The sequence below is a fragment of the Fibrella arboris genome, assembly GCF_041321095.1.
In the GTDB taxonomy this organism is placed as follows: Bacteria; Bacteroidota; Bacteroidia; order Cytophagales; family Spirosomataceae; genus Fibrella; species Fibrella arboris.
The window spans coordinates 54,040-74,450 of sequence record NZ_JBGGWE010000005.1; the positions used below are offsets into that span (position 1 = coordinate 54,040).

At 54.9% G+C, this 20,411-nt stretch carries 17 protein-coding genes; 14 read left to right on the plus strand and 3 right to left on the minus strand.

Annotated elements, in window-relative coordinates; genetic code table 11:
• The first annotated feature begins 9 nt into the window (after positions 1-9).
• The 6 genes from ACAW75_RS10055 (at position 10) to ACAW75_RS10080 (ending at position 6,859) form a co-directional block, all read left to right on the plus strand.
• Positions 10-393, plus strand: a complete 384-nt coding sequence (locus ACAW75_RS10055) for a hypothetical protein (RefSeq protein ID WP_370728580.1) — start codon at positions 10-12, stop codon at positions 391-393.
• A gap of 342 nt (positions 394-735) precedes the next feature.
• The gene (locus tag ACAW75_RS10060; protein ID WP_370728581.1) at positions 736-3,351 is read left to right on the plus strand and encodes a PAS domain-containing protein; all 2,616 of its coding nucleotides are present in this window, start codon (positions 736-738) and stop codon (positions 3,349-3,351) included.
• Entirely contained in the window at positions 3,314-3,868 is a 555-nt protein-coding gene (locus tag ACAW75_RS10065; RefSeq protein WP_370728582.1) for a dihydrofolate reductase family protein, read from the plus strand. Before ACAW75_RS10060 ends, ACAW75_RS10065 begins: the two co-directional genes overlap by 38 nt.
• A gap of 219 nt (positions 3,869-4,087) precedes the next feature.
• A complete protein-coding gene (locus ACAW75_RS10070) occupies positions 4,088-4,660 on the plus strand; it encodes a Crp/Fnr family transcriptional regulator (RefSeq protein ID WP_370728583.1) in 573 nt (190 codons plus the stop codon).
• A 72-nt stretch (positions 4,661-4,732) separates the two neighbouring features.
• Positions 4,733-5,191: a DoxX family protein gene (locus tag ACAW75_RS10075; protein ID WP_370728584.1), complete on the plus strand. Its 459-nt coding sequence runs from the start codon at positions 4,733-4,735 to the stop codon at positions 5,189-5,191.
• Positions 5,192-5,293: 102 nt separating this feature from the next.
• The gene (locus tag ACAW75_RS10080) at positions 5,294-6,859 is read left to right on the plus strand and encodes a M81 family metallopeptidase (RefSeq protein ID WP_370728585.1); all 1,566 of its coding nucleotides are present in this window, start codon (positions 5,294-5,296) and stop codon (positions 6,857-6,859) included.
• A 9-nt stretch (positions 6,860-6,868) separates the two neighbouring features.
• Here ACAW75_RS10080 and ACAW75_RS10085 read toward each other — a convergent pair whose 3' ends face one another.
• Positions 6,869-8,083 (minus strand): M43 family zinc metalloprotease, encoded by a 1,215-nt coding sequence (locus ACAW75_RS10085; protein WP_370728586.1) that lies wholly within the window; start codon positions 8,081-8,083, stop codon positions 6,869-6,871.
• Positions 8,084-8,461: 378 nt separating this feature from the next.
• Between ACAW75_RS10085 and ACAW75_RS10090 the strand changes: the two genes are divergently transcribed.
• The 4 genes from ACAW75_RS10090 to ACAW75_RS10105 all read left to right on the plus strand — a co-directional run bounded on the left by ACAW75_RS10090 (position 8,462) and on the right by ACAW75_RS10105 (position 12,769).
• On the plus strand, positions 8,462-10,006 hold the full coding sequence (locus tag ACAW75_RS10090; protein ID WP_370728587.1) for a glucuronyl esterase domain-containing protein: 1,545 nt from the start codon (positions 8,462-8,464) through the stop codon (positions 10,004-10,006).
• Between the two features lie 108 nt (positions 10,007-10,114).
• The gene (locus tag ACAW75_RS10095; RefSeq protein ID WP_370728588.1) at positions 10,115-11,227 is read left to right on the plus strand and encodes a hypothetical protein; all 1,113 of its coding nucleotides are present in this window, start codon (positions 10,115-10,117) and stop codon (positions 11,225-11,227) included.
• Positions 11,184-12,341 (plus strand): hypothetical protein, encoded by a 1,158-nt coding sequence (locus ACAW75_RS10100; RefSeq protein ID WP_370728589.1) that lies wholly within the window; start codon positions 11,184-11,186, stop codon positions 12,339-12,341. Before ACAW75_RS10095 ends, ACAW75_RS10100 begins: the two co-directional genes overlap by 44 nt.
• Positions 12,342-12,634: 293 nt before the next feature.
• Positions 12,635-12,769 carry a hypothetical protein gene (locus ACAW75_RS10105; RefSeq protein ID WP_370728590.1) on the plus strand — a complete coding sequence of 45 codons (135 nt, stop codon included), beginning with the start codon at positions 12,635-12,637 and terminating at the stop codon, positions 12,767-12,769.
• A 74-nt stretch (positions 12,770-12,843) separates the two neighbouring features.
• On the opposite strand, the gene ACAW75_RS10110 is transcribed toward ACAW75_RS10105, so the two are convergent.
• Positions 12,844-13,608 carry an SDR family NAD(P)-dependent oxidoreductase gene (locus ACAW75_RS10110; protein WP_370728591.1) on the minus strand — a complete coding sequence of 255 codons (765 nt, stop codon included), beginning with the start codon at positions 13,606-13,608 and terminating at the stop codon, positions 12,844-12,846.
• Between the two features lie 95 nt (positions 13,609-13,703).
• Positions 13,704-14,609, minus strand: coding sequence for a helix-turn-helix domain-containing protein (locus tag ACAW75_RS10115; RefSeq protein WP_370728592.1), 906 nt, complete (start codon positions 14,607-14,609; stop codon positions 13,704-13,706).
• A gap of 214 nt (positions 14,610-14,823) precedes the next feature.
• Between ACAW75_RS10115 and ACAW75_RS10120 the strand changes: the two genes are divergently transcribed.
• From ACAW75_RS10120 to ACAW75_RS10135, 4 genes are all read left to right on the plus strand, one after another.
• Positions 14,824-16,620, plus strand: coding sequence for a thiamine pyrophosphate-dependent enzyme (locus ACAW75_RS10120; protein ID WP_370728593.1), 1,797 nt, complete (start codon positions 14,824-14,826; stop codon positions 16,618-16,620).
• A 97-nt stretch (positions 16,621-16,717) separates the two neighbouring features.
• On the plus strand, positions 16,718-17,317 hold the full coding sequence (locus tag ACAW75_RS10125; RefSeq protein WP_370728594.1) for a hypothetical protein: 600 nt from the start codon (positions 16,718-16,720) through the stop codon (positions 17,315-17,317).
• 36 nt (positions 17,318-17,353) lie between these two features.
• Positions 17,354-17,860 carry a Dps family protein gene (locus ACAW75_RS10130; protein ID WP_370728595.1) on the plus strand — a complete coding sequence of 169 codons (507 nt, stop codon included), beginning with the start codon at positions 17,354-17,356 and terminating at the stop codon, positions 17,858-17,860.
• A 360-nt stretch (positions 17,861-18,220) separates the two neighbouring features.
• Positions 18,221-20,284: a glycoside hydrolase family 3 protein gene (locus tag ACAW75_RS10135; RefSeq protein WP_370728596.1), complete on the plus strand. Its 2,064-nt coding sequence runs from the start codon at positions 18,221-18,223 to the stop codon at positions 20,282-20,284.
• The last annotated feature ends 127 nt before the right edge of the window (positions 20,285-20,411 follow it).

A 20,411-nucleotide genomic window follows, 5' to 3' on the forward strand; every position in this document is an offset into this window, starting at 1 on the left:
CTAATTCCAATGAAAAAAGTAAGCCTGTTCGTCCTCCTTCTCTTTTTTGGTGTAACGCTCAATAGCTTCGCACAAGCTACGCCTCCCACCGATTTTTATGCCGGCAAATGGGAAGTCCTCATCGTCGGAATCCCCAATGGCGATGCCAAACTGATTGCCGAACTGGTGCGCAAAGACGGTAAGCTGACCGGCCAGTTGACCAATCCCAGCGAACCCGGTAGCGAGAAAATCCCCCTTGAGAGCGTGACCGAAGCCGCCGATAAACTGAGTTTTGCTTTTACCGCTCAGGGACATAACGTTACCATGGATCTGGTTAAAGTGGACGACGATACCCTGAAAGGCTCCATTATGGGTGGCATGTTCGACGCAAGCGCCAAACGGGTCAAGAATTAAGTTATAACCGCGTATAAAAAAGGGGAGGCAGTAGTTTACTGCCTCCCCTTTTTTATACGCGGCATCGACAGCAGGCTACAACCAGTAGCCGGTCTTTTTGCCACCTTAACGTACCTGGCAAGGACCCAGTGGCTATTTAGACGAACACACGATTATTCACCGTAGTTATCCATGTTTAATCGACATTGTCATCCGTCGGTTAACTACACCTGCCTGTTTCCGTAAGACGCTACAGGCACCGTTCCGGCAACATTCCCGGCCAGTCAGGATGAACGTACCCAGGGTATAGTAGGAAGTTGGGTAACTATCCCTGTAATTTATGTTTTGCGATCTACTGAACGTATGAACCTCACTTTTCCTGCCGCAAAGGAAAGCCATCGCCCGGATGCCCCGGGTCGGCATGACCTTTTTGATCTCCTGTCAGATAAGGAATACGATGAGCTGACCGGGCTTGCTGCCGACAGTTGCCAGACCCGGATAGGCCTCATCAGTCTGGTGAATGACAGTCGGCTATGGTTCACATCAGGTGATGGACATACTACTCACGAAGCCCCACACGGCCATCCATTTTACAGCCATGCCCTGGCCAGTCCAGCCAACATACTGATTGTCAACGACCTGCGATCAGACAGTCGTTTTGCTGATAGTCCATTCGTTAAAGGCGAGCCCCACATCGTTTTTTATGCCGGTGCGCCCCTGATCGACCAGGAAGGCGTGGCGCTGGGTACGTTATGCGTGCTCGATACCGAACCCCGTGCGCTAAGTCAGCGGCAGCTGACGGCCCTGACACGTTTGGCCAATCAGGTAGTCAGTTTACTCACTGCGCGCAAACAGCTACGGGACCTTAAGGCGCGGGAAGCGCAGTACCAGACCGAAAAAGTGGTGCTGGAGACCAATGAAAAGCGATTCAAAACAATCTTTGAGCACGCGCCGATCGGGTTGGGGCTGTTACGGGGACCCGAGCATACCTTCGAGCTGGTCAACGAACGAATTGCCCAGATGGCAGGCCGGACGGCCGAGCAAATGCAGGGTAAGCCCCTGCTCGAGGCACTCCCCGAATTGGCCCAGCAGGGGCTCAAAGAAATTTTCGATACCGTGAAGCAAACCGGCCAGCGGTTTGTTGCCCCGGAGATTCCAGTGCTGCTGAATCGGAACAATCAACTGGAAACGGCTTATTTCTACGCCAGCTTCGAGCCCGTTCAGGAGCCCGACGGATCGGTCAGTATTGTCGATTTCAGTCTGGAAATCACGCAACAGCTCCAGGATCAACGCGAATTAAGCGCTAGTGAAGCCCGGTTTCGATCCATTGTAGAGCAGGCGCCGATGGCTATTGGCCAGTTGAAAGGCCGGGATATGGTTATTGAGCTGGGCAACCAGAAAATCTTTGAATTCTGGGGTAAAGACCCTTCAATCATCGGTATGCGGATTGTCGATGCCCTACCCGAACTGAAGGATCAGCCCTTCTTCACCATTCTGGAAAAGGTTTATGATACAGGTGAGCCTTATTATGGGATAGGTACGTTAGCCCGTCTGACCAGGTATGGGCGGCTGGAAGATGCGTATTTCGATTTCAGCTACACGCCCATTCGCGATGCCACCAACCAGATTTCGGGCATTATAGTCATGGCCGTTGAAGTGACCAGCCAGGTGTTGGCCCGGCAGGTGATTGAACAGAGCGAAGCGCGATTCCGGGGCCTCATCCAGGAAGCTCCCTTCGCCATCGGCGTCTACGAAACCACCGACTTTGTCATTGCCATTGCCAACGAGGCCATGCTGGCGTTCTGGGGAAAAACAGCCGCTGTGATCGGCCTGAAGTTAGCCGATGCCCTGCCAGAACTTGAAGGTCAGCCCTTTATTGGCTTACTCAACAACGTATACGCGACGGGCGAAACCTACCGTTCCAACGAGCAGCGGGCCGACCTGATCGTGAACGGCCGATTGCAGGCCTACTGGTTCAACTTTGTTTATCAGCCACTGACCAACGCAGATGGGTCGGTCTATGCAGTACTGAATATGGCTGTCGATGTGACGGAGCGCGTGCTCACCCGCCAGCGCATTGAAGAAAGCGAGCGTGCGTACCGAAACCTGGCCGTTCATCTGGAATCACGGGTGGTGGAACGTACCCAGGAACTCACCTCCGCCAACCAGGACCTGCTCCGTTCCAATGAGAGCCTGCAACAGTTTGCCTACATTGCCAGTCACGATTTGCAGGAGCCCCTTCGGAAAATTCAGTCGTTCGGGGCGTTACTCCGTGATCAGTACGCCAGCCAGCTCGATGGCCAGGCGCTCGATTACCTCCAACGGATCACCTCTGCCGGCGCCCGGATGTCGCTGCTGATCCAGGACCTGCTCACGTACTCCCGCATTTCGACCCGGCCGCAAACGTTTGATCCGGTCTCGCTGAATGCGATTCTGACTACCGTTCTCGACACACTATCGCTCGAAATCGCCCGGCGGAACGCACAGATCGAGCTGAGTGAACTACCTGTTGTGCAGGGAGACGAGTTGCCGTTATCCCAGCTGTTTCAGAACCTGCTCGCCAACGCCATCAAGTTTACGCCCGCCGGTAAGCGGCCCCAGATCAACATTGATTATGCTATACGGCAGCGGGCCGAATTACCCACCCATCTGCGACCCAACAGTGCTGCCGGGTCATTCCACGAGATCAGTGTTCGCGATCAGGGCGTTGGCTTCGATATGAAATACCTCGACCGTATTTTCCATGTCTTCCAGCGGCTGCATGGCAAAAATGAATTTGCCGGTACAGGCGTAGGGCTGGCTATTTGCGAACGGGTGGTCGCCAATCATGGCGGCGGCATCACCGCCAGCAGCAAACCAGGGGAAGGCGCCACTTTTTACGTATACTTACCAGCCTACTCATCAATCACACACGACAGTATTCAATCAGCCATCGACTCGTATGCGCACGCTCAAACTACAGGTTCAGGTAACAGTTGACGGCTTTATGGCTGGACCCACTGGTGAAATGGATTGGCTGGCTTACCCCTGGACAGACGACATCGGCCAGTATGTGGGGGCCCTCACCGAACCGGTCGACACCATATTACTGGGCCGCCACCTGGCACAGGGCTTCATTCCCCACTGGGCGGCCAATCCCGAACTCCCTGGTGCCGATAAGATCAACGGTACGCCCAAAGTCGTTTTCACCAAAACCCTTACCACCTCGCCCTGGGAAAACACGCGCCTGGCCACCGGCGATCTGGCAACCGAAATAAACGCGCTGAAAAACGAGCCGGGTGGCGATCTGATCGTCTACGGCGGCGGTACGTTTGTGTCGTCGCTGATCAAAGCGGGCCTGATCGACGAACTACACCTGTTTATTAACCCGGCAGCGATTGGCAGCGGAATGGCCATCTTCGGTGGACTGGATTCTAAACAGGCCCTGACACTGGGTAAAGCAACAGCCTTCGACTGTGGCATTGTGGCGCTGTGCTACCAGCCGAAGCGGGTGTAAACCAACGTACCTGAAGCGCGTTGAGGCGCACTGATCGGCCGCTGGCCCAATGGCAGACGGCCGAAACGGAAAGCGCCCAACCGATAGCTGCCTGGACCCGTCACATTTTTTGTTCTCTGCCAAAAAACAGGTTGGTCATGTACCCGGCAAACGGCTACGACCCGTTGAGACAGTGGGCCATGCAGCAACCAATCAGTGACCTAAAAGTACCCGTTGGCCATGAACCACTACGAGCAACTACGGCAGCGACTTAGTGACTTTACGCTCCTGACAGACGATCAATGGGCCCGGTTTCTGTCGATCGTTGAGCCAGCGACATACGCCAAAAACACCTTTCTCATCGAAGCCGGGCAGGTTGAGCAGCACATCTATTATCTGGCAGATGGCCTGGTCCGGCTGTCGCTTAACCACGACGGCAAAGACGTTTCGATCGACTTCGTGTTCAGCCAAAACCTGTTCTCCGCTTACTCTTCCTTTCTGAGCCAGCAGCCCAGCGCCTTCAGCGTTCAGGCCCTGACCAGTGTATCGGTGCTGCGGTTTAGCCGCGCCAACCTTCATATATTATATGACGAATCGCACCAGGCCGAGCGCATTGGGCGATTGATTGCCGAGCAGGCCTTTCTCAGAAAAACCAGCCGGGAAGTGTTGTTTCTGACCAGTACGGCCAAACAACGTTACGTTCAGTTGGTAGAGCAGAATCCGCACCTCGTTCAACTGATCGCGGTGAAACACCTGGCGTCCTATCTCGGCATCGAGCCCGAAAGTCTGAGCCGCATCCGACGAGGCATTTGATTTCCTAACATTTGTTAGTGGATAGGCATCGGCCAGCCCGGACCTTTGCAATCGTCACCTCCACAAAGGCATATGGCTTTTTTCCTGGGTTTAGTATCCATCACGGCGCTGCTCTACGGTGCAGGCTGGCTGACACACAACGCCTATCTACTGACTGTTCAGAACGATAGGTTACTGGCAACAGTGGTCATGTTTGTACTCATTGGCAGTACCCATTTGCGCAAACCGGAGACGCTCACCTACATGGTGCCGGCTGGTCTGCCAAACGCCCGGCTGCTGGTGCTCCTGTCTGGAATAGCTGAAATCGGGCTGGGTATCGGCCTTCTGGTGCCGGAGGTACGTACCTGGGCGGCCTGGGGGCTGATCGTACTACTGGTCCTTATTTTTCCGGCAAACATCAACGTAGCCGTCAACAACCTCCCTCCGCCGGGGGGGCTTCCGGCCAAACCGTGGTACGTCTGGTCTCGTCTCCTGTTTCAGCCGGCATACAGCCTCTGGATCTATTACTCGGTCTGGGGAACGGCGTTCTGACACGGTCAGGTCAAACGCTACGGCGAAGCCACACGCCGGCATTTTATGGCCCAACAGCCTATGAATGTGGCAGCGCATAAGTGAATGCAGTACCTTGTGCGCATGAAGTCTGTCCTGCTGGGGCTCTCGGCCCTTCTTTCCGTCGCTACGTCGAGCCTGGCCCAATCTGGCTCAGGTACGTTGCCACGCATTGCCATTGCCGGCTTAGGCATCGAATCCAGTACGTTCTCGCCAGCGGTTACCCACGAGGCCGCCTTTCACGCCCGCTATAGTGGCGAAGTGTTTAGTGCCTACCCCTTCATGATGGGTGCCGCCCCACTACGCAAACAGGCGAAGTGGTTTCCTACTGTCGTGGGCAAATCGCTACCGGGAGGAATCGTTACGCGAGCCGCCTACGAATCGCTGGTGGGTAAGATGCTGGATTCGCTGAAAAAATACGCCCCCTACGACGGCCTGTACTTCGATATTCACGGGGCAATGAGCGTACAGGGGCTCGACGACCCCGAGGGCGATCTGATCACCCGTATCAGAAAAGTAGTGGGGTACAAAACGCTTATTTCCACGTCGATGGATCTGCACGGCAATGTGTCGGAGCGGCTGGCCCGACATACCGACCTGATGACCTGCTACCGGATGGCACCCCACGAAGACGCCATGCAGACCAAAGAGCGGGCCGTCACCCACCTCCTCGAACGGCTCAACAGCGGAAAAGGCAAACCGGCCTACAAAGCGCTTATCAACGTACCCATTCTGCTGCCGGGCGAAAAAACCAGCACGCGCATCGAGCCGGGTAAAAGCCTGTATCAGCAGGTAACTCCCCTGGCCGACCAACAGCCGGGTGTCGTCGACGCGAGCATCTGGATCGGGTACGCCTGGGCCGACGAACCCCGTAACCACGCCGCCGTGATGGTAGTTGGAGACGACAAAACGAAGGTGACCCAGACCGCCGAAAAACTGGCCCGTGACTTCTGGAATGCACGAAATCAGTTTGGGTTTGTGGCGCCCACAGGTACGTTGGACGAGGTGTTGGCCAAAGCGCTGCTTCCCAATGCGAAACGTCCCTTCTACATCAGCGACACCGGCGATAACCCAACCGCAGGCGGCGCGGGCGACGTTACCTGGACCATCACCCAGCTTCTGAAACGGCCGGCATTCAAGCGGCCGAACGGTCCGTCGCTGATCTACGCCTCTATTCCCGACCCTGAGTTCATTAAAAAAGCGATGGTTGCCGGTGTTGGCGGGCAGGTTGACGGCACGGCAGGTGCGGTTGTCGACCACCGGTTTGCGCCGCCCGTTCCACTCAAGGGCACAGTGACATCGATCGTGACAGGCGATAAAGATGCGGAGGTAGAAGCCGTGGTAAAGGTGGGTAGTGTGCGCGTGATCGTGACACAGAAGCGGAAGCCCTACCACGAAGAAAAAGACTTTGTTCGCCTCGGTCTCAATCCACGTACCGCCGACATTGTGGTGGTAAAGATTGGCTACCTGCAACCAGAACTCTACGACATGCAGAAAGACTGGATCATGGCGCTGACGCCCGGTGGTGTGGACCAGGACCTGTTCCGACTGCCCTACAAGCGCATCCAGCACCCCCTGTTCCCCTTCGACAAGAACATGAAAACCCCGGACCTATCGGCTAAGCTGATTCCTCTTTCAGGTACGATGTAACAGCCTGTTTTAACCAGCAGATCTGCAAACGACCGGCTGCACCAGTCGTACTGACTGAACATATTTACGTTTCTGTTGCCGCTGCACTGGCGTGTACAGGTCCTTGTCGATCGTTTTCCGCATGATAGTTACCTGATCTTGTGTAAAAATTTCTCGGGTTACCCTGTAGTCCATCACGTTTGCCGACCAAAAAAGTATTCCAGCGCACGTAGGTCTTGGATTACTGTATATATCGGTATGAGCCGGGGTATCAACTATGCCGTACCGCGTTACACTATTCGTACTACACCCCGCGTCGAACGTATGGGGTAGCCCTAAATAATGTCCCAATTCATGGGCGATTACACCGGGGTCCCTGGGTTCGAACAGCATGATACCCCGGCCAGCGTTGATCCCGTTTATATCGCCGCAGCCAGCTTTTCCGTTGAACGGGGAGTCCGTCCAGCCTAGGTTAGCCAGGTAGGACGCCCCAACTGGAGTGACACCCAGCCAGTCTATTTTGACAAAAACATTGATATACTCCGTTGAGCACCAGCTTCGACTCACACTATCAACAAGTGTCTTCAGCATTTCGCGCGATGCTGTTGGACTTACGCTAAGGTAATTTAATCCCGGCCGCTCCAGTGCTTGCCCACTCGGAGACTTTGTGGCCAGATAAAACTCTAGATAAGAATCGGCTTGATTTGGGTCAGCGCTTTTTACCTGGTTCCTATAAACCGAGTTAACCTGCTGAATATTCTTTTCCAGATTTACCCCGTTGGCATTCAGATCAACACTGCTCGGGAAATGAAAAATAACGGGCAACCGCGCTAACGTATAATACGCCTTGGGGCGAACAGTTATTGTAACCGGGTTGCTGTTTATCCGATTAAAGAGCCTGGCACTAAGCTTTACTGTACCCGGCAGGTTTGGCGCTTTGAAGGCAGTACTCGCCGATTGGATATGATCATTTGCGTAGAGCTGAACATACTGGTCAAGATGAGCAATTTTGACCTCTTTACCATCTTGGGTAAACGCTGCATAGCCAACCGCAGGGCGCAGACTACTATCAGCGTTTGTGAAGTCGGTAGCTGTCATAATCGACAAGCGGGTAATACTGGTAGAGTCCTGCTTAAACTGAGAGATAGGTAGTCCCGGCTCCTGCTGACAGGCTACCAACACTGTTGCCAGCAGACTCCAGACGCCAAAAAAATGAATTCGTTTGCTTGCCGATCCGGTTTTCATAAGCTTCCGTAAACGTATACGCTGTTTTGAAGAGTGTGAATGGCATACTAGAACCAGTTCCTTCACATTCGTATAACTAGCTGGTTTGTAGAGACTAACGTGCGGTAAACAAATTAAGTATCTACCCGGATATACTGCCTTGCGCCAGCTGATTTTCACCTTAATCTCACTCCATTGACGCAAACCCTGTTACTGGCTGTGTAAGCCTGTTTCAGGCGTACATTATTGCTGGGGTTACTCCTCCACGCCTCTAATTTTTCGACTAACTGGCGGTGGTAGATTTCATGGATGTCCCCCTTTATGTAACCGATTGCATAACCTGTAATTGGGTGAATTTCAGCACACCTGTCAAATCGCTTCCTAACCTTCTAAACGGCCATGCCTAATTACCTGGCTTTTCTGCTAGCCCTGAGCGCTCCCTACTGGAGCATGGCTCAATCAGCTGCTATCGACAGCAGCAAGTATTTGCCTTTAAAAACCTTCACGACACAGCAGGATCATGCCAATATGATGGAGCAACTGGCGATCAGAAAGTTAAGGCCGGGTTTCAGTGGGAATGAGTCAGATCCCAACCACGCCAACTACGACGAAGCCCTGGCAAACCCCTGTCCGCAACTGCCCGATGTGCTCACCACCCGGAACGGTAAAAAAATAACCACGGCCGACCAGTGGTGGAAGCAGCGTCGCCCTGAGCTCGTCGACGATTTCGAGCGGGAAATGTACGGCCGGGTGCCTAAGAACGTACCTAAGGTAACCTGGATCACCAAGGTCACTGATAATGAAGTGGTTGGCCGTATACCTGTTGTGGCCAAACAACTGATTGGCCGGGTCGATAATAGCGAGTACCCGCTGGTTAGTGTCAACATCAACATGGTGCTGGTGTTGCCCCAACATGTGAAAGGCCCGGTTCCGGTTATGATGATGCTCGGCTTCCCGGCCCTGCCCGCGCCCGCTCAGCCCTCCCCTGCTGATCTGGAAAAGCTCAACATAGCCTTTAAAGACATGATGATCAACAGTAACCCAGACATGAAGGCCATTTTCGATCGTTATCCGGCCTATATGCCTATCACCCGGTTGGCTGGACCCGGTTTCTTTGCGCCGCCCGTCACTGGTGATTCGCCACCTACCGAGCAACTCCTGGCGGCGGGCTGGGGCTATTGTACCATTGAGCCAAACAGCATCCAGGCCGACAATGGAGCCGGGCTTACCCGGGGTATTATTGGCCTCGTCAACAAAGGGCAGCCGCGTAAACCTGACGACTGGGGTGCGCTCAGAGCCTGGGCGTGGGGCGCGTCTCGGGCTCTCGACTATCTGGAGACCGAACCACAGGTGAACGCCAAACAGGTCAGTATCGAGGGCGTATCGCGCTACGGAAAGGCGGCGCTGGTGACGATGGCCTTCGACCAGCGGTTCGGGATGGTGCTCATCGGTTCGTCGGGCAAGGGCGGGGCAACGCTACAACGCCGGATCTTCGGCGAAGCCGTTGAGAATCTGGCCGGTGGTGGAGGGTACCACTGGATGGCTGGTAATTACCTGAAATATGCAGCCGAAGAATCGTCTTTTGGCCGTAAGACAGGCTGTGACCTCCCCGTTGATTCGCATGAACTGCTGGCCCTTTGTGCCCCCCGCCCCACCTTCGTTAGTTATGGCATACCAGAAAAAGGAGACGCTAAATGGCTCGATCAGATAGGCAGTTACAAGGCAACGATTGCCGCTGGGCTGGTCTTTAAACTACTCGGCGCCCGGGATCTGGGCGTCAGCAATGATTACGAGGCCGAAAAAATGCCTCCTATGCAGACTGCGCTGACAGATGGCGAACTGGCCTGGCGGCAGCACAACGGTGGCCATACCGATGCGCCTAATTTTCAGTACGTCATTCCGTGGGCCAATAAACTGCTGAAGTACGAGCGAACAGCGAAATAACAGGTCGTGTATCTATCGAATGGCCTGGCCAGTTCTTTGAAATCCCCGGCAGTACGCCTACTTTCGGCTTGGTAATCAAGCTGTTCTTGCTCTTCATCCTGTCTATACATGAAAAATTTACCTATTGCCTTAGCTACTGGTGTTGCCGGACTACTGTTGCTGGCGGCTACTACCCGCTCCACGAAGCCAGCCAGCGGATTGGTGACGGGCACCCCGACAATCCGGTCAATCAATGCGCTCACCTTTAGCCCCGACGGTGTACTGTTCGTGGGCGATGGCCGTAGCGCAACCGTCTTTGCGATCGACACGAAGGATACGCAGCCTGCAGCGAAAGTCAACCCGGTAGAGATCAAGAATATCGATCAGAAAATTGCCGCTCTGCTCGGCACCGACGTCGCCAACATCACGATTCAGGATATTGCCGTGAACCCCGTATCGAAAACGGTCTACTGCGCCGTTCAGCACAGTGATGGCACTCCGGTACTGCTTAAAATCGAGGGCGATAAGCTGGCGCCGGTTTCGCTGAAAGACGTGACTTATTCAACCGTGGTGCTGACCAATGTGGCAGCGGAGGATGCCAAAAATCAGCGGGGTGAATCGCTCCGAATTTCGTCTATTTCTGATATGGGCTTTGCCGATGGCAAACTGCTGGTCAGTGGCCTGTCGAATCAGGAGTTCGGCTCCACCTTCCGCAGTATTCCCTTCCCCTTTACCAACGTTCAGGACCAGAGTTCGCTCGAAATCTACCATGCTGCCCACGCCAAATACGAAACGATGTCTCCCATCCGGACATTTACCACGACCGAGATAAAAGGCAAGAAATACCTGCTGGCCAGCTACACCTGCACGCCGCTGGTGCTATTCCCGATGGACGAACTGAAGCCCGGCAAACACGTAAAAGGCCGGACCGTGGCCGAAATGGGCAGCGGCAACTCGCCCCTCGATATGGTGATGCTGAAAAAAGGGAACGAATCATTCCTGCTCATGGCCAATTCGAGCCGACCCGTCTTCAGGGTAAGCTATAAAAATCTGGAAAACTATCAGGGCTCGCTGACCACGCCCGTTGCCGAAAATTTCGCCACCGCAGGCGTCGATTTCGTATCGCTGCCCCTGACGAATGTGCTCCAGATCGATAAACTCGACGATAGCCGTATGGTGATGCTACAGCGCCGATCGAATGGTAATCTTGATTTGTGGACATCCAGTGATCGGTATTTATAAATCTCGCTGGCAGGTACGTATCAGGCTATACACGGTGTGTAGCCTGATTTTTTTTGCGGCTAGCCTCCCCGCCTGCCAATCTGCCGACCAGTCGGCCATTACCATTCAGTGGGACGGCAAACGCGCAACCGGCCTCACCATCTCCGACCAACTGACCAGCCAGCTACCTGCGGATTCGATGGAGGCACTACTGGCAGTTCGGCTGGCGGGCCAACAAACAGCGATAGCCGGACACTATGAGCCAACTTCCGACGGCATCCGTTTCGAGCCGCTGATCCCCTTCACCCGGGGCCGGCAGTATACGGTGTGGCTTCGACATACCCGGATATACGAGCTAACCATTCCGGCGCTGGCCGCTGACGATACCCCCAAACTACTGGCCGTATACCCTTCATCCGAGTCGCTTCCTGACAATCTGCTCAAGGTTTATCTTCGCTTTTCGCGGCCCATGCGCGAAAATCAATCAGCCAGGTACGTTGCTTTGCGGGATGCCGACGGGGATACGCTGCGGCAGGTCTTTCTTGATCTGCAACCCGAACTCTGGAACGCCGACCGCACCATATTGACCCTCTGGCTCGACCCTGGCCGCATCAAACGCGAGCTGCAACCGAACAAACGGCTGGGTGCGCCGCTTCAGACTGGCAACCGATACCAACTGGTTGTTTCGCCCGGCTGGCCCGATGCGTTGGGCGCGACATTGGCGCAGGCGTATACAAAAAAATTTCAGGTGACTCGGCGGGATAGCCTCTCGCCTGTGCCGGCCAGCTGGTCTGTTCGGCCACCCAAACCAGGCAGCTCATCCCCCCTGACCATCGTGTTTGGCGAATCCCTCGACTATGCTCTGCTAACCGAAACGATGCGCGTTCTGCAGGAGATCGACCGGCCCAGTAATGGCCTTGCAGGTACGTGGCAAATCGGACCCAACGAAACCAGTTGCCAGTTCAGACCAGCCGCACCCTGGATAGCCGGTCGGTACAGACTGCGTATCGAGAACCGGCTGGAAGATCTGGCCGGCAACAACCTTATCCGGCCTTTTGATCGGGACATTACCCGTAGCAAGCGGACCGACAATGGACCGCCTTACAAAGACATCATCTTCGATGTTCGTCCTTGAGCAGCTGCGGCCACTTCGCCTGGCTTATACCCACTGTTAACCTGCAAACCCTCTCAAGTGCGGTGGGCTTACGTTGGAAACGCACTGCTGTTGGTTAAACGGTGCCGGGTACGTTCCCGGCTACGGAAGAACGAAAAAGCAGACAGACGGTTCACAGACAACCCATTCCAGCCCCCATTATCCGGGTACACCCTCTACTCACCCGACTTTGGCCTGCCAATGGCCGATCCACACGCAATAGCGGTAGAGTAGCTTTTCCAAAGGCGCTGCACAACTCCGTTGAAGCCGTGTAAATGCCGCCGACCCCACGGTATCTTACCCTGAAAGACCCTGCGCTCCCCAACGTGCCTGAACGAGGAACTACGCCCCTGGCCGCCTACATCCAGAAACTGGTAGAGGACACATCGGGAAAACAGAGCGGCACTTAAGGGCTATCCGCTATCCATCAGCCGCTGTTCAGCCGTAGTAAGACAGGGCTGAACAGCGGCTATGGCCAGACACCTTACAGGTTCATTCCACCCGACACCTCGATCCGCTGGGCATTGATCCAGCGTGCCTCATCCGTGCAGAGGAACGCTACGACTCCCCCTATATCGTCGGGAAGCCCTACGCGGCCCAGGGCCGTAACAGCCGCAATGTGCTTGTTTACGTCCGGGTTATCGCGTACTACCCCACCGCCAAAGTCGGTTTCGATAGCGCCCGGCGCCACTATGTTGACGGCAATGCCACGCGGCCCCAGTTCTTTGGCCATGTACAGGCTGAGGGTTTCGACCGCCCCTTTAAGTGAGCCATAAACGGCCCGTCCGGGCGAGGTGAACCGGGCTAGTCCCGAAGAAATAGTAATGATTCGGCCGCCATCGTTCATCACCGGTAATAGCCGCTCGGTCAGGAACAGTACCCCTTTGAAGTGAATATTCACCAACTGATCAAACTCGTCTTCTTTCGTTTGGCCAATGGGTGAGTTGCCGGCAATACCAGCGTTATTGATCAGGAAATCGAACTGATCGGTGCCAAACGTAGCCGTCAGCGTAGCCGTCAGTTGCCCGGCAAACGCCTCGAAGCTGGCAACGTCACCAGCGTTCAGCTGCAGGGCCGCGGCTCTTTGGCCCATCTGCTCAATCTCGGCCACAACCGCATCGGCATCCTCCTGCCGACTGTTGTAGGTCAGTACTACGCCAATCCCTTTTCTGGCAAGCGCCAGGGCCATGTTTTTGCCCAGTCCACGGCTGCCACCGGTCACTACTGCAATTTTTGTGTTCGTGCTCATTGTCTGTTAACTAGGTTCATTTACCGAAGGCAAAGATCCATGAGTTAACGGGACAGCTGGTTGCAAATAGCAATCGGATCGTTGCGAAAATCAAATCAGGCGCGAAACGCAGCGGGGGAGAAAGACGTCTGCTTCCGAAAGAAATTAGAAAAGTGGGCCACCTCTTCGAAACCCAGGCTGTAGCTGATCTCGGAGATGTTCCAGTCGGTTTGTTTCAGCAGGATTTTGGCTTCCTGGACAATTCGGCTGCTGATCAGGTCCGTGGTGGTTTTACCCATGTTCTCCTTTAACACCTTGTTGAGGTGGTTTACATGTACAGACAGCTGCCGGGCATACTCGTTGGCCGTACGCAGCGCTATTTTCTGACCGGGCGACTCGATGGGAAACTGCCGTTCGAGCAATTCGATAAACAGCGATGAGATCCGGGCCGAGGCCGTATGTGTCGGGTATAACGAAGTGGCGGGCTGCAGCTTTTGGCCAAAATGAATCAGTTCGAGCACGTAATTCCGCAGCAGATCATACTTGTACGCATAATCTGACCCGATTTCGCGGTGTATCTTAGTGAAGATATAGCGGATTTCGTCGGCTTCATCGTCGGTCAGTTGAAAAACGGGGACGCCACCGGGCTGAAAAAGTGGCAGTTCATCGAGCACTACACCGCTTTTTGTCGACACTAAAAACGCATCGGTAAATACGCAGAAAGACCCCGATTGCTGGTCGTCGAGGGGCACATAATGATACGGGATCTTGGGCGTGGCAAACAGCAACGCATTGGTCTCGATCTCGATCACCTTATCGGCATACTCAGCCTTGTTGCGCCCACTGATCAGGCTGATCTTGTAGTAGGCCCGCCGGTCGTAGGGCATCACGCCTTTTTTAGCTCTCAGCGCCATCAGGTCGGCGATTCGAAACACATTGAAATGGCCGATCTCTTTATTGATCTCGGCGGGAACCACGGCCGCAATGTCCTGATAAAATTCGGCTAATGTTTTACTGGCCATATCGTTTGCTTGCAAAATTCAAATGTACAGTAATTGGTTCGTACCGCAGTAACCACCTCCACCCGTTCTTGTTCGACTTTACAAGGCTATGTAGCAACGTACCCATATACGCAGCAATGCATTAAATCCTACTTAAACCACCAACCAAATAGCATCAAGCCGGTTGTCAGATTGACACTGTACACAGAACCTTACGCATTACGCTGAACACAACATGGCAAAGACTGGAGCCGACCTGATGGTCGAACGATTACTGGACTGGGGAGTGGATACCATTTTCAGCCTCCCCGGCGACGGAATTAATGGCCTATACGAATCCCTGCGCACCCACCAGGACAAGATCAGGCTCATTCAGGTACGTCACGAAGAAGCGGCGGCTTTCATGGCCTGCGCCTACGCTAAATTCACGGGAAAACTGGGCGTCTGCATGGCCACTACGGGCTGTGGTGGCATTCATTTGCTCAATGGCCTTTACGATGCCAAATACGACTGCCAGCCAGTGCTGGCCATCACCGGCAGTGCAGCCCACGATATCAGCGGCACGTTTTACCAGCAGGACGTTGACCTGGTGAAAGTGTTCACCGATGTAGCCGCGTATAACGAGCGCGTGATGGGTCCCGATCACGTGGCCAACGTGCTGGATCAGGCCGTTCGCACTGCCCTCGGCCAGCGAACGGTGACGCATATTTCGTTCCCGAAAGACTTTCAGGAATGGACCGCCAGCGACGATATCCGTTCGTCGCTGAACGTACCTGAGCATAGCAGTGCCACCAAAGTCAGTTATGAGCAAACGCCTTCTCTCGACCAGCTGCAACGAGCTGCCGACCTGATCAACGCGGGCAAAAAAGTGGTTGTTTTTGCCGGTCGGGGGGCGCTGAACGCGCGCGAAGAGATTCTTCAACTGGCCGATCTGGTGGGCGGGCCGATCATTAAAGCCCTGCTGGGCAAGAGCCTCGTACCCGATGACCATCCGTTCACGACGGGGGGTATCGGGCTGCTGGGCACGGCCCCATCGCAGGATGCTATGGAAGAATGCGACACGATGATCATGATCGGTACGCGCTTTCCTTACCTCGAATTTTATCCGAAGCCGGGCCAGGCCCGAACGGTACAGATTGACCTCGACGCCTCGCATATCGGCTTACGTACCCCCGTCGAAATCGGGTTGCTGGGCGATAGCCGCTCCACCTTGCGCGCCCTGATTCCGTTGCTGGAGCGCAAGGCAGACCGGGGTTTTCTGGAAAAATCGCAGGAACGGATGGAGCACTGGCGCGAGCTGATGAACCAGCGTGGAACCCAGGATACCCTGCCCATGAAACCACAGGTCATTCCGCACACGGTAAGCCCCTTGCTGAACAACGACGCCATTGTCACCTGCGATTGCGGCAACAACACAACCTGGGTAGCCCGGCATATTCAGCTCAAAGGCGATATGCAGTTTTCAACTTCCGGCCTGCTGGCCACCATGGCGTCGGGCCTCCCCTACGCCATAGCCGCATCGGTGGCGTATCCCGGTCGGCAGGTGGTTGCGCTGGTAGGTGACGGCGGTTTCACGATGCTGATGGGCGAGATGGCCACGGCGGTTAAATACAAGCTCCCGATCAAGGTCTTTATTTTTCATAACAACGCCTACGGACAGATCAAGTGGGAGCAGATTGTGATGGAAGGCAACCCCGAATATGGCGTTGATATCCAGTCTATTGACTTTGCCATGCATGCCCGCGCCTGTGGGGCCAACGGCTTCACCATCGATGATCCGGCCGAGGCCGACCGGATCGTACGCGAAGCACTGGCCCATGACGGTCCGGTGGTCGTGGATTGTATCGTGGATCAGAACGAACCACCCATGCCGGGCAAGATTACGACCATTCAGGCTGTAGAATTTGTGAAAGCCCTGGCGCGTGGCGAACGGGATCGCAGCGAGATTATCAGTACGGTAATCCGCAATCAGTTTCAGGAAGCGGTGGCCACTAAAGGGCGTAGTCTTCTCAACGTTATTCCGGGGTTGTAACCAAGCCTACTGGCCCCGCGAAGGCACCTTGCGGGGCAGGCTGTAGTCGAGCAGCGTGGATAATGGGGCATTGATAACTGATAATTGACACGTCTACATGGCAACAACACCCGTATCGTCAAAAACCCTTCCCTGGCAGATGCTGTATCTGCGGGCAGGCCTGCTGGCAGCGTTTGGCGCAGTTCTTTTTTTCACTGGCATGCATCAGTCAGTGGTGTCACTGCTGATCCTCAGCGCCCTGCTTTTCCTCGCCGGGCTGATGGCACATCGGTTCTGGCGAAATAGCCGGGCCATCAACAAACCCGATTACTGGTTCATGATTGCGGGGGTGCTGGATATCGCCTTTAGCGTCGGCATACTCTGTTACCTGGGTCACCCCGCCAAAGGTACCGACAACCTGTTGGGCGCCTGGGGAGTACTCGTCGGCATCACGCAGTTTGTAGCTACCCTCTATACGTTCCTGGGCGTGAAAGACAACAGTGAGAGTGGCCAGGACATGAGCGTCATCCTCCTTCATTTCATTAATGCACTGCTCGGCGGAGCCACCGCGTTTCTACTGGTTCAGCGGCCATTTGGCGGCAATTCCATGAAATTTGCAGGGCTGCTCCCCCTGGCTATGGCCGGGTTGCTGTTTGTATTGATTCGTCGGTTAAAAACCGATGTCGACCGGGATGAAGCCCAACAGTCGGAGGCGTAATGTGGTTACATGAATACCTAGTAACACGCAACAACAATGCCTACAACAAAGAAGGAGCAACTGCTCCATACACCCTCAGACCTGAAAGAATCTGACCGCGCCCATCTGGCCGACGTTCTCAACGCATTGGTTGCCGACGCCTTTGCGCTTTATGTCAAAACCAAAAATTACCACTGGCACATGTCGGGTCGGCATTTCCGCGACTATCACCTGCTGCTGGATGAGCAGGCCGAACAGATTTTCGCCACCATTGACCCACTAGCCGAACGGGTACGGAAACTGGGCGAGCGCACCATTCATTCGATTACAGAGATTGGCAAGCGGCAGCGGGTAAAAGACAACGACAAGGATTTTGTGGCACCCATCGACATGCTCATTGACCTGCTGGAGGAGAACAAGGCGATGGCCAAAAACATGCGGGAGGCCCATGAAGACTGTGATAACGCCAGCGACGTAGCCACGGCCAGCCTGCTCGAGGTCTATATCGACGAAACCGAACGGCGCGCCTGGTTCCTCTTCGAGGCGACCCGCGAAATTGAGTAAGCTATAGTCTCCCGCCTTCCTGTCGCGCCTGGCCGAAGCGTTCCGTTGCCAGTCCAGCCTGCTCAGGTACGTCCCGTAGGAGCACATCATCGGGTGAAGCTGTTCAGCAAGGCCGGTCATGTGTTCCTACGGGACGTAGTGTATAAACGCGGTCACCCTGATTTACGCCTTCTCATCGGTCAGCAATGTAGCCTTGTATCAGTCGCCTATACCAACTATAGGGTCACTTTTTCACTGGACCCGGTTTGAGTAATTGACCTGATCCTTGTACTTCTACCCGTATGCGCAGGTACGTTCCCAACCAGCCAACTTGCCTGCGGGAACGTACCTGCGCACTAACTTGCTAACCCCCGTACCCTGATGAGAAATCACCGCCAAAACCAAGTTAACTGCTCCTTCATGGCCGCCTGTCTGGTGGTTGCTTCTTCGGCTGTCACCGGTGTGCAGGCCCAGTCAAAAACGGCGCCGAAGCAACCAGTGCTGGGGGTTCGATCCGCCAGGATCATCCCTGTCGACGGCTTGTCGTTTAAAGATCTGAACCGGAACGGGCAGCTCGATAACTACGAAGACTGGCGGTTATCTGCGGAAGAGCGTAGCCAGGATTTGCTGGCCCGAATGTCGGTGGAGCAGAAAGTTGGCTTTATGCTCATCAGCACCACCCGGCTGAAAAATGACTGGTCATTCGAGGCGCCCAAAAATAAGGAGCCCATTACCAGCGATTTCAACGAAACGGATCTGTCGACGAGCACGAACATGTTTACGCGCAAGCCGTTACCAACCCCGCTGATGAACGCCGCCGGGACCACCAAAGCGGTGACGCAGTTTCACCTGCGGCATTTCATTCTCCGGGCCAACGTCAGCGCGCGCACGACGGCTGAATGGGCCAACAAACTACAGGCGCTTTGCGAGAGCGACGGACTGGGCATTCCGGCTCTGGTGGCGTCGAACCCGCGCAATCACGTCACGGCCACGGCGGCCATTGGTACCAGCGTTGGCAAAACAGTTTTCTCATCCTGGCCCGGCGAGCTCGGTCTGTCGGCCATGCGCGATCTGAAACTGACCCGTGAATTTGCCGATATTGCCCGGCAGGAATGGGCCGCTGTGGGGCTTCGTAAAGGGTACATGTACATGGCCGATCTCGCCACTGAACCCCGCTGGCAGCGCGTAGACGGCACTTTTGGCGAAAACGCCGACTGGGCCGCCAAGATGATTACGGAAATCGTCCTGGGCTTTCAGGGCAAAAAACTGGGCCATTCATCCGTAGCCATGACAACGAAACATTTTCCGGGTGGTGGCGCCGGCAAAGAGGGACAGGACCCCCATTTCGACTGGGGCAAACAGGAGGTCTTTCCCGGAAACAGGCTGGAAAACAACCTGATCCCGTTCAAAGCCGCTATTGCAGCCGGTACCTCGGCCATAATGCCCTACTACTCAATGCCCGTTGGCACACCCTATGAACCGATCGCCTACGCCTACAACCGACCGATCATTCACGATCTGCTGCGCGTTAAACTGGGCTTCAAAGGCATCATCAATTCAGATACCGGCCCCATCGAAATGATGCCCTGGGGGGCCGAAAACCTGACGATCACCCAGCGATACAAACGCACCCTGGAAGCGGGCGTAAACCTGTATTCGGGAACGGCCGACCCCGCCAACCTGCTTGAAACGGTAAAAACCGGCCAGGTGAGCCTGTCGCTCATCGACGAGTCGGTTGTGCGTCTGTTGACCGAAAAGTTTGAGCTTGGTTTGTTCGAGAACCCCTACGTGGATGAAGATGCCGCCGAAAAACTAGTGGGCAGCCCGGCGTTTCAGGCACGGGCCGATCTGGCGCTACGGAAATCGATTGTGCTGCTTCGGAACGAAACGAAAACCCTACCGCTCAAGTCAGCCACCAAAGTATATGTAGAAACCTACGCAAAACGCTCGAACACAGCGGCTACGGGCCAGGGCGAGGCCTACGTACCCACGGATGGGAAACACGCGCTCCAGTTTGTAAAAACGCCCGAAGAAGCCGATGTCATTCTGCTTTGGCTGTTGCCTTCGGCCAAATCCCTGTTCGCCTCGGAGGGCGCTCCGATCGAACTGTCCCTGTCGAAAAACGCCGTCGATGTAGCCTACGTTAATGCGCTGGCGGCCAAAAAGCCAACCATACTGGCCATCAACTACACCAATCCGTGGGTGATTGATGAGGTCTATAACCCTGCCACTATGCCACGCATCAAAGGCGTACTGGCCACCTTCGGAACAACCATGGATGCCCTGCTCGACGTGGTGTCGGGCAAATTCAACCCGACAGGAAAAATGCCCTTCACTACGCCCGTTTCCGAAGCGGCCGTTCGCAACCAACTGGAAGACGTACCTGGCTATCAGGAAGGCAAATTGTATCCCCTCTTCAAATACGACGAAGGCATCAGTTACTGAGTTTACCAGCACTGGTGTTGCTTCTGCCTGGCTTCGCGCCATTCGACGTCCGAAGCCAGGCAGGGTCTCCCCGCCCGGCCCATACCTATTTTGTCGGCGCAAAAACTTTTCATTCGCTAGTTTGGTT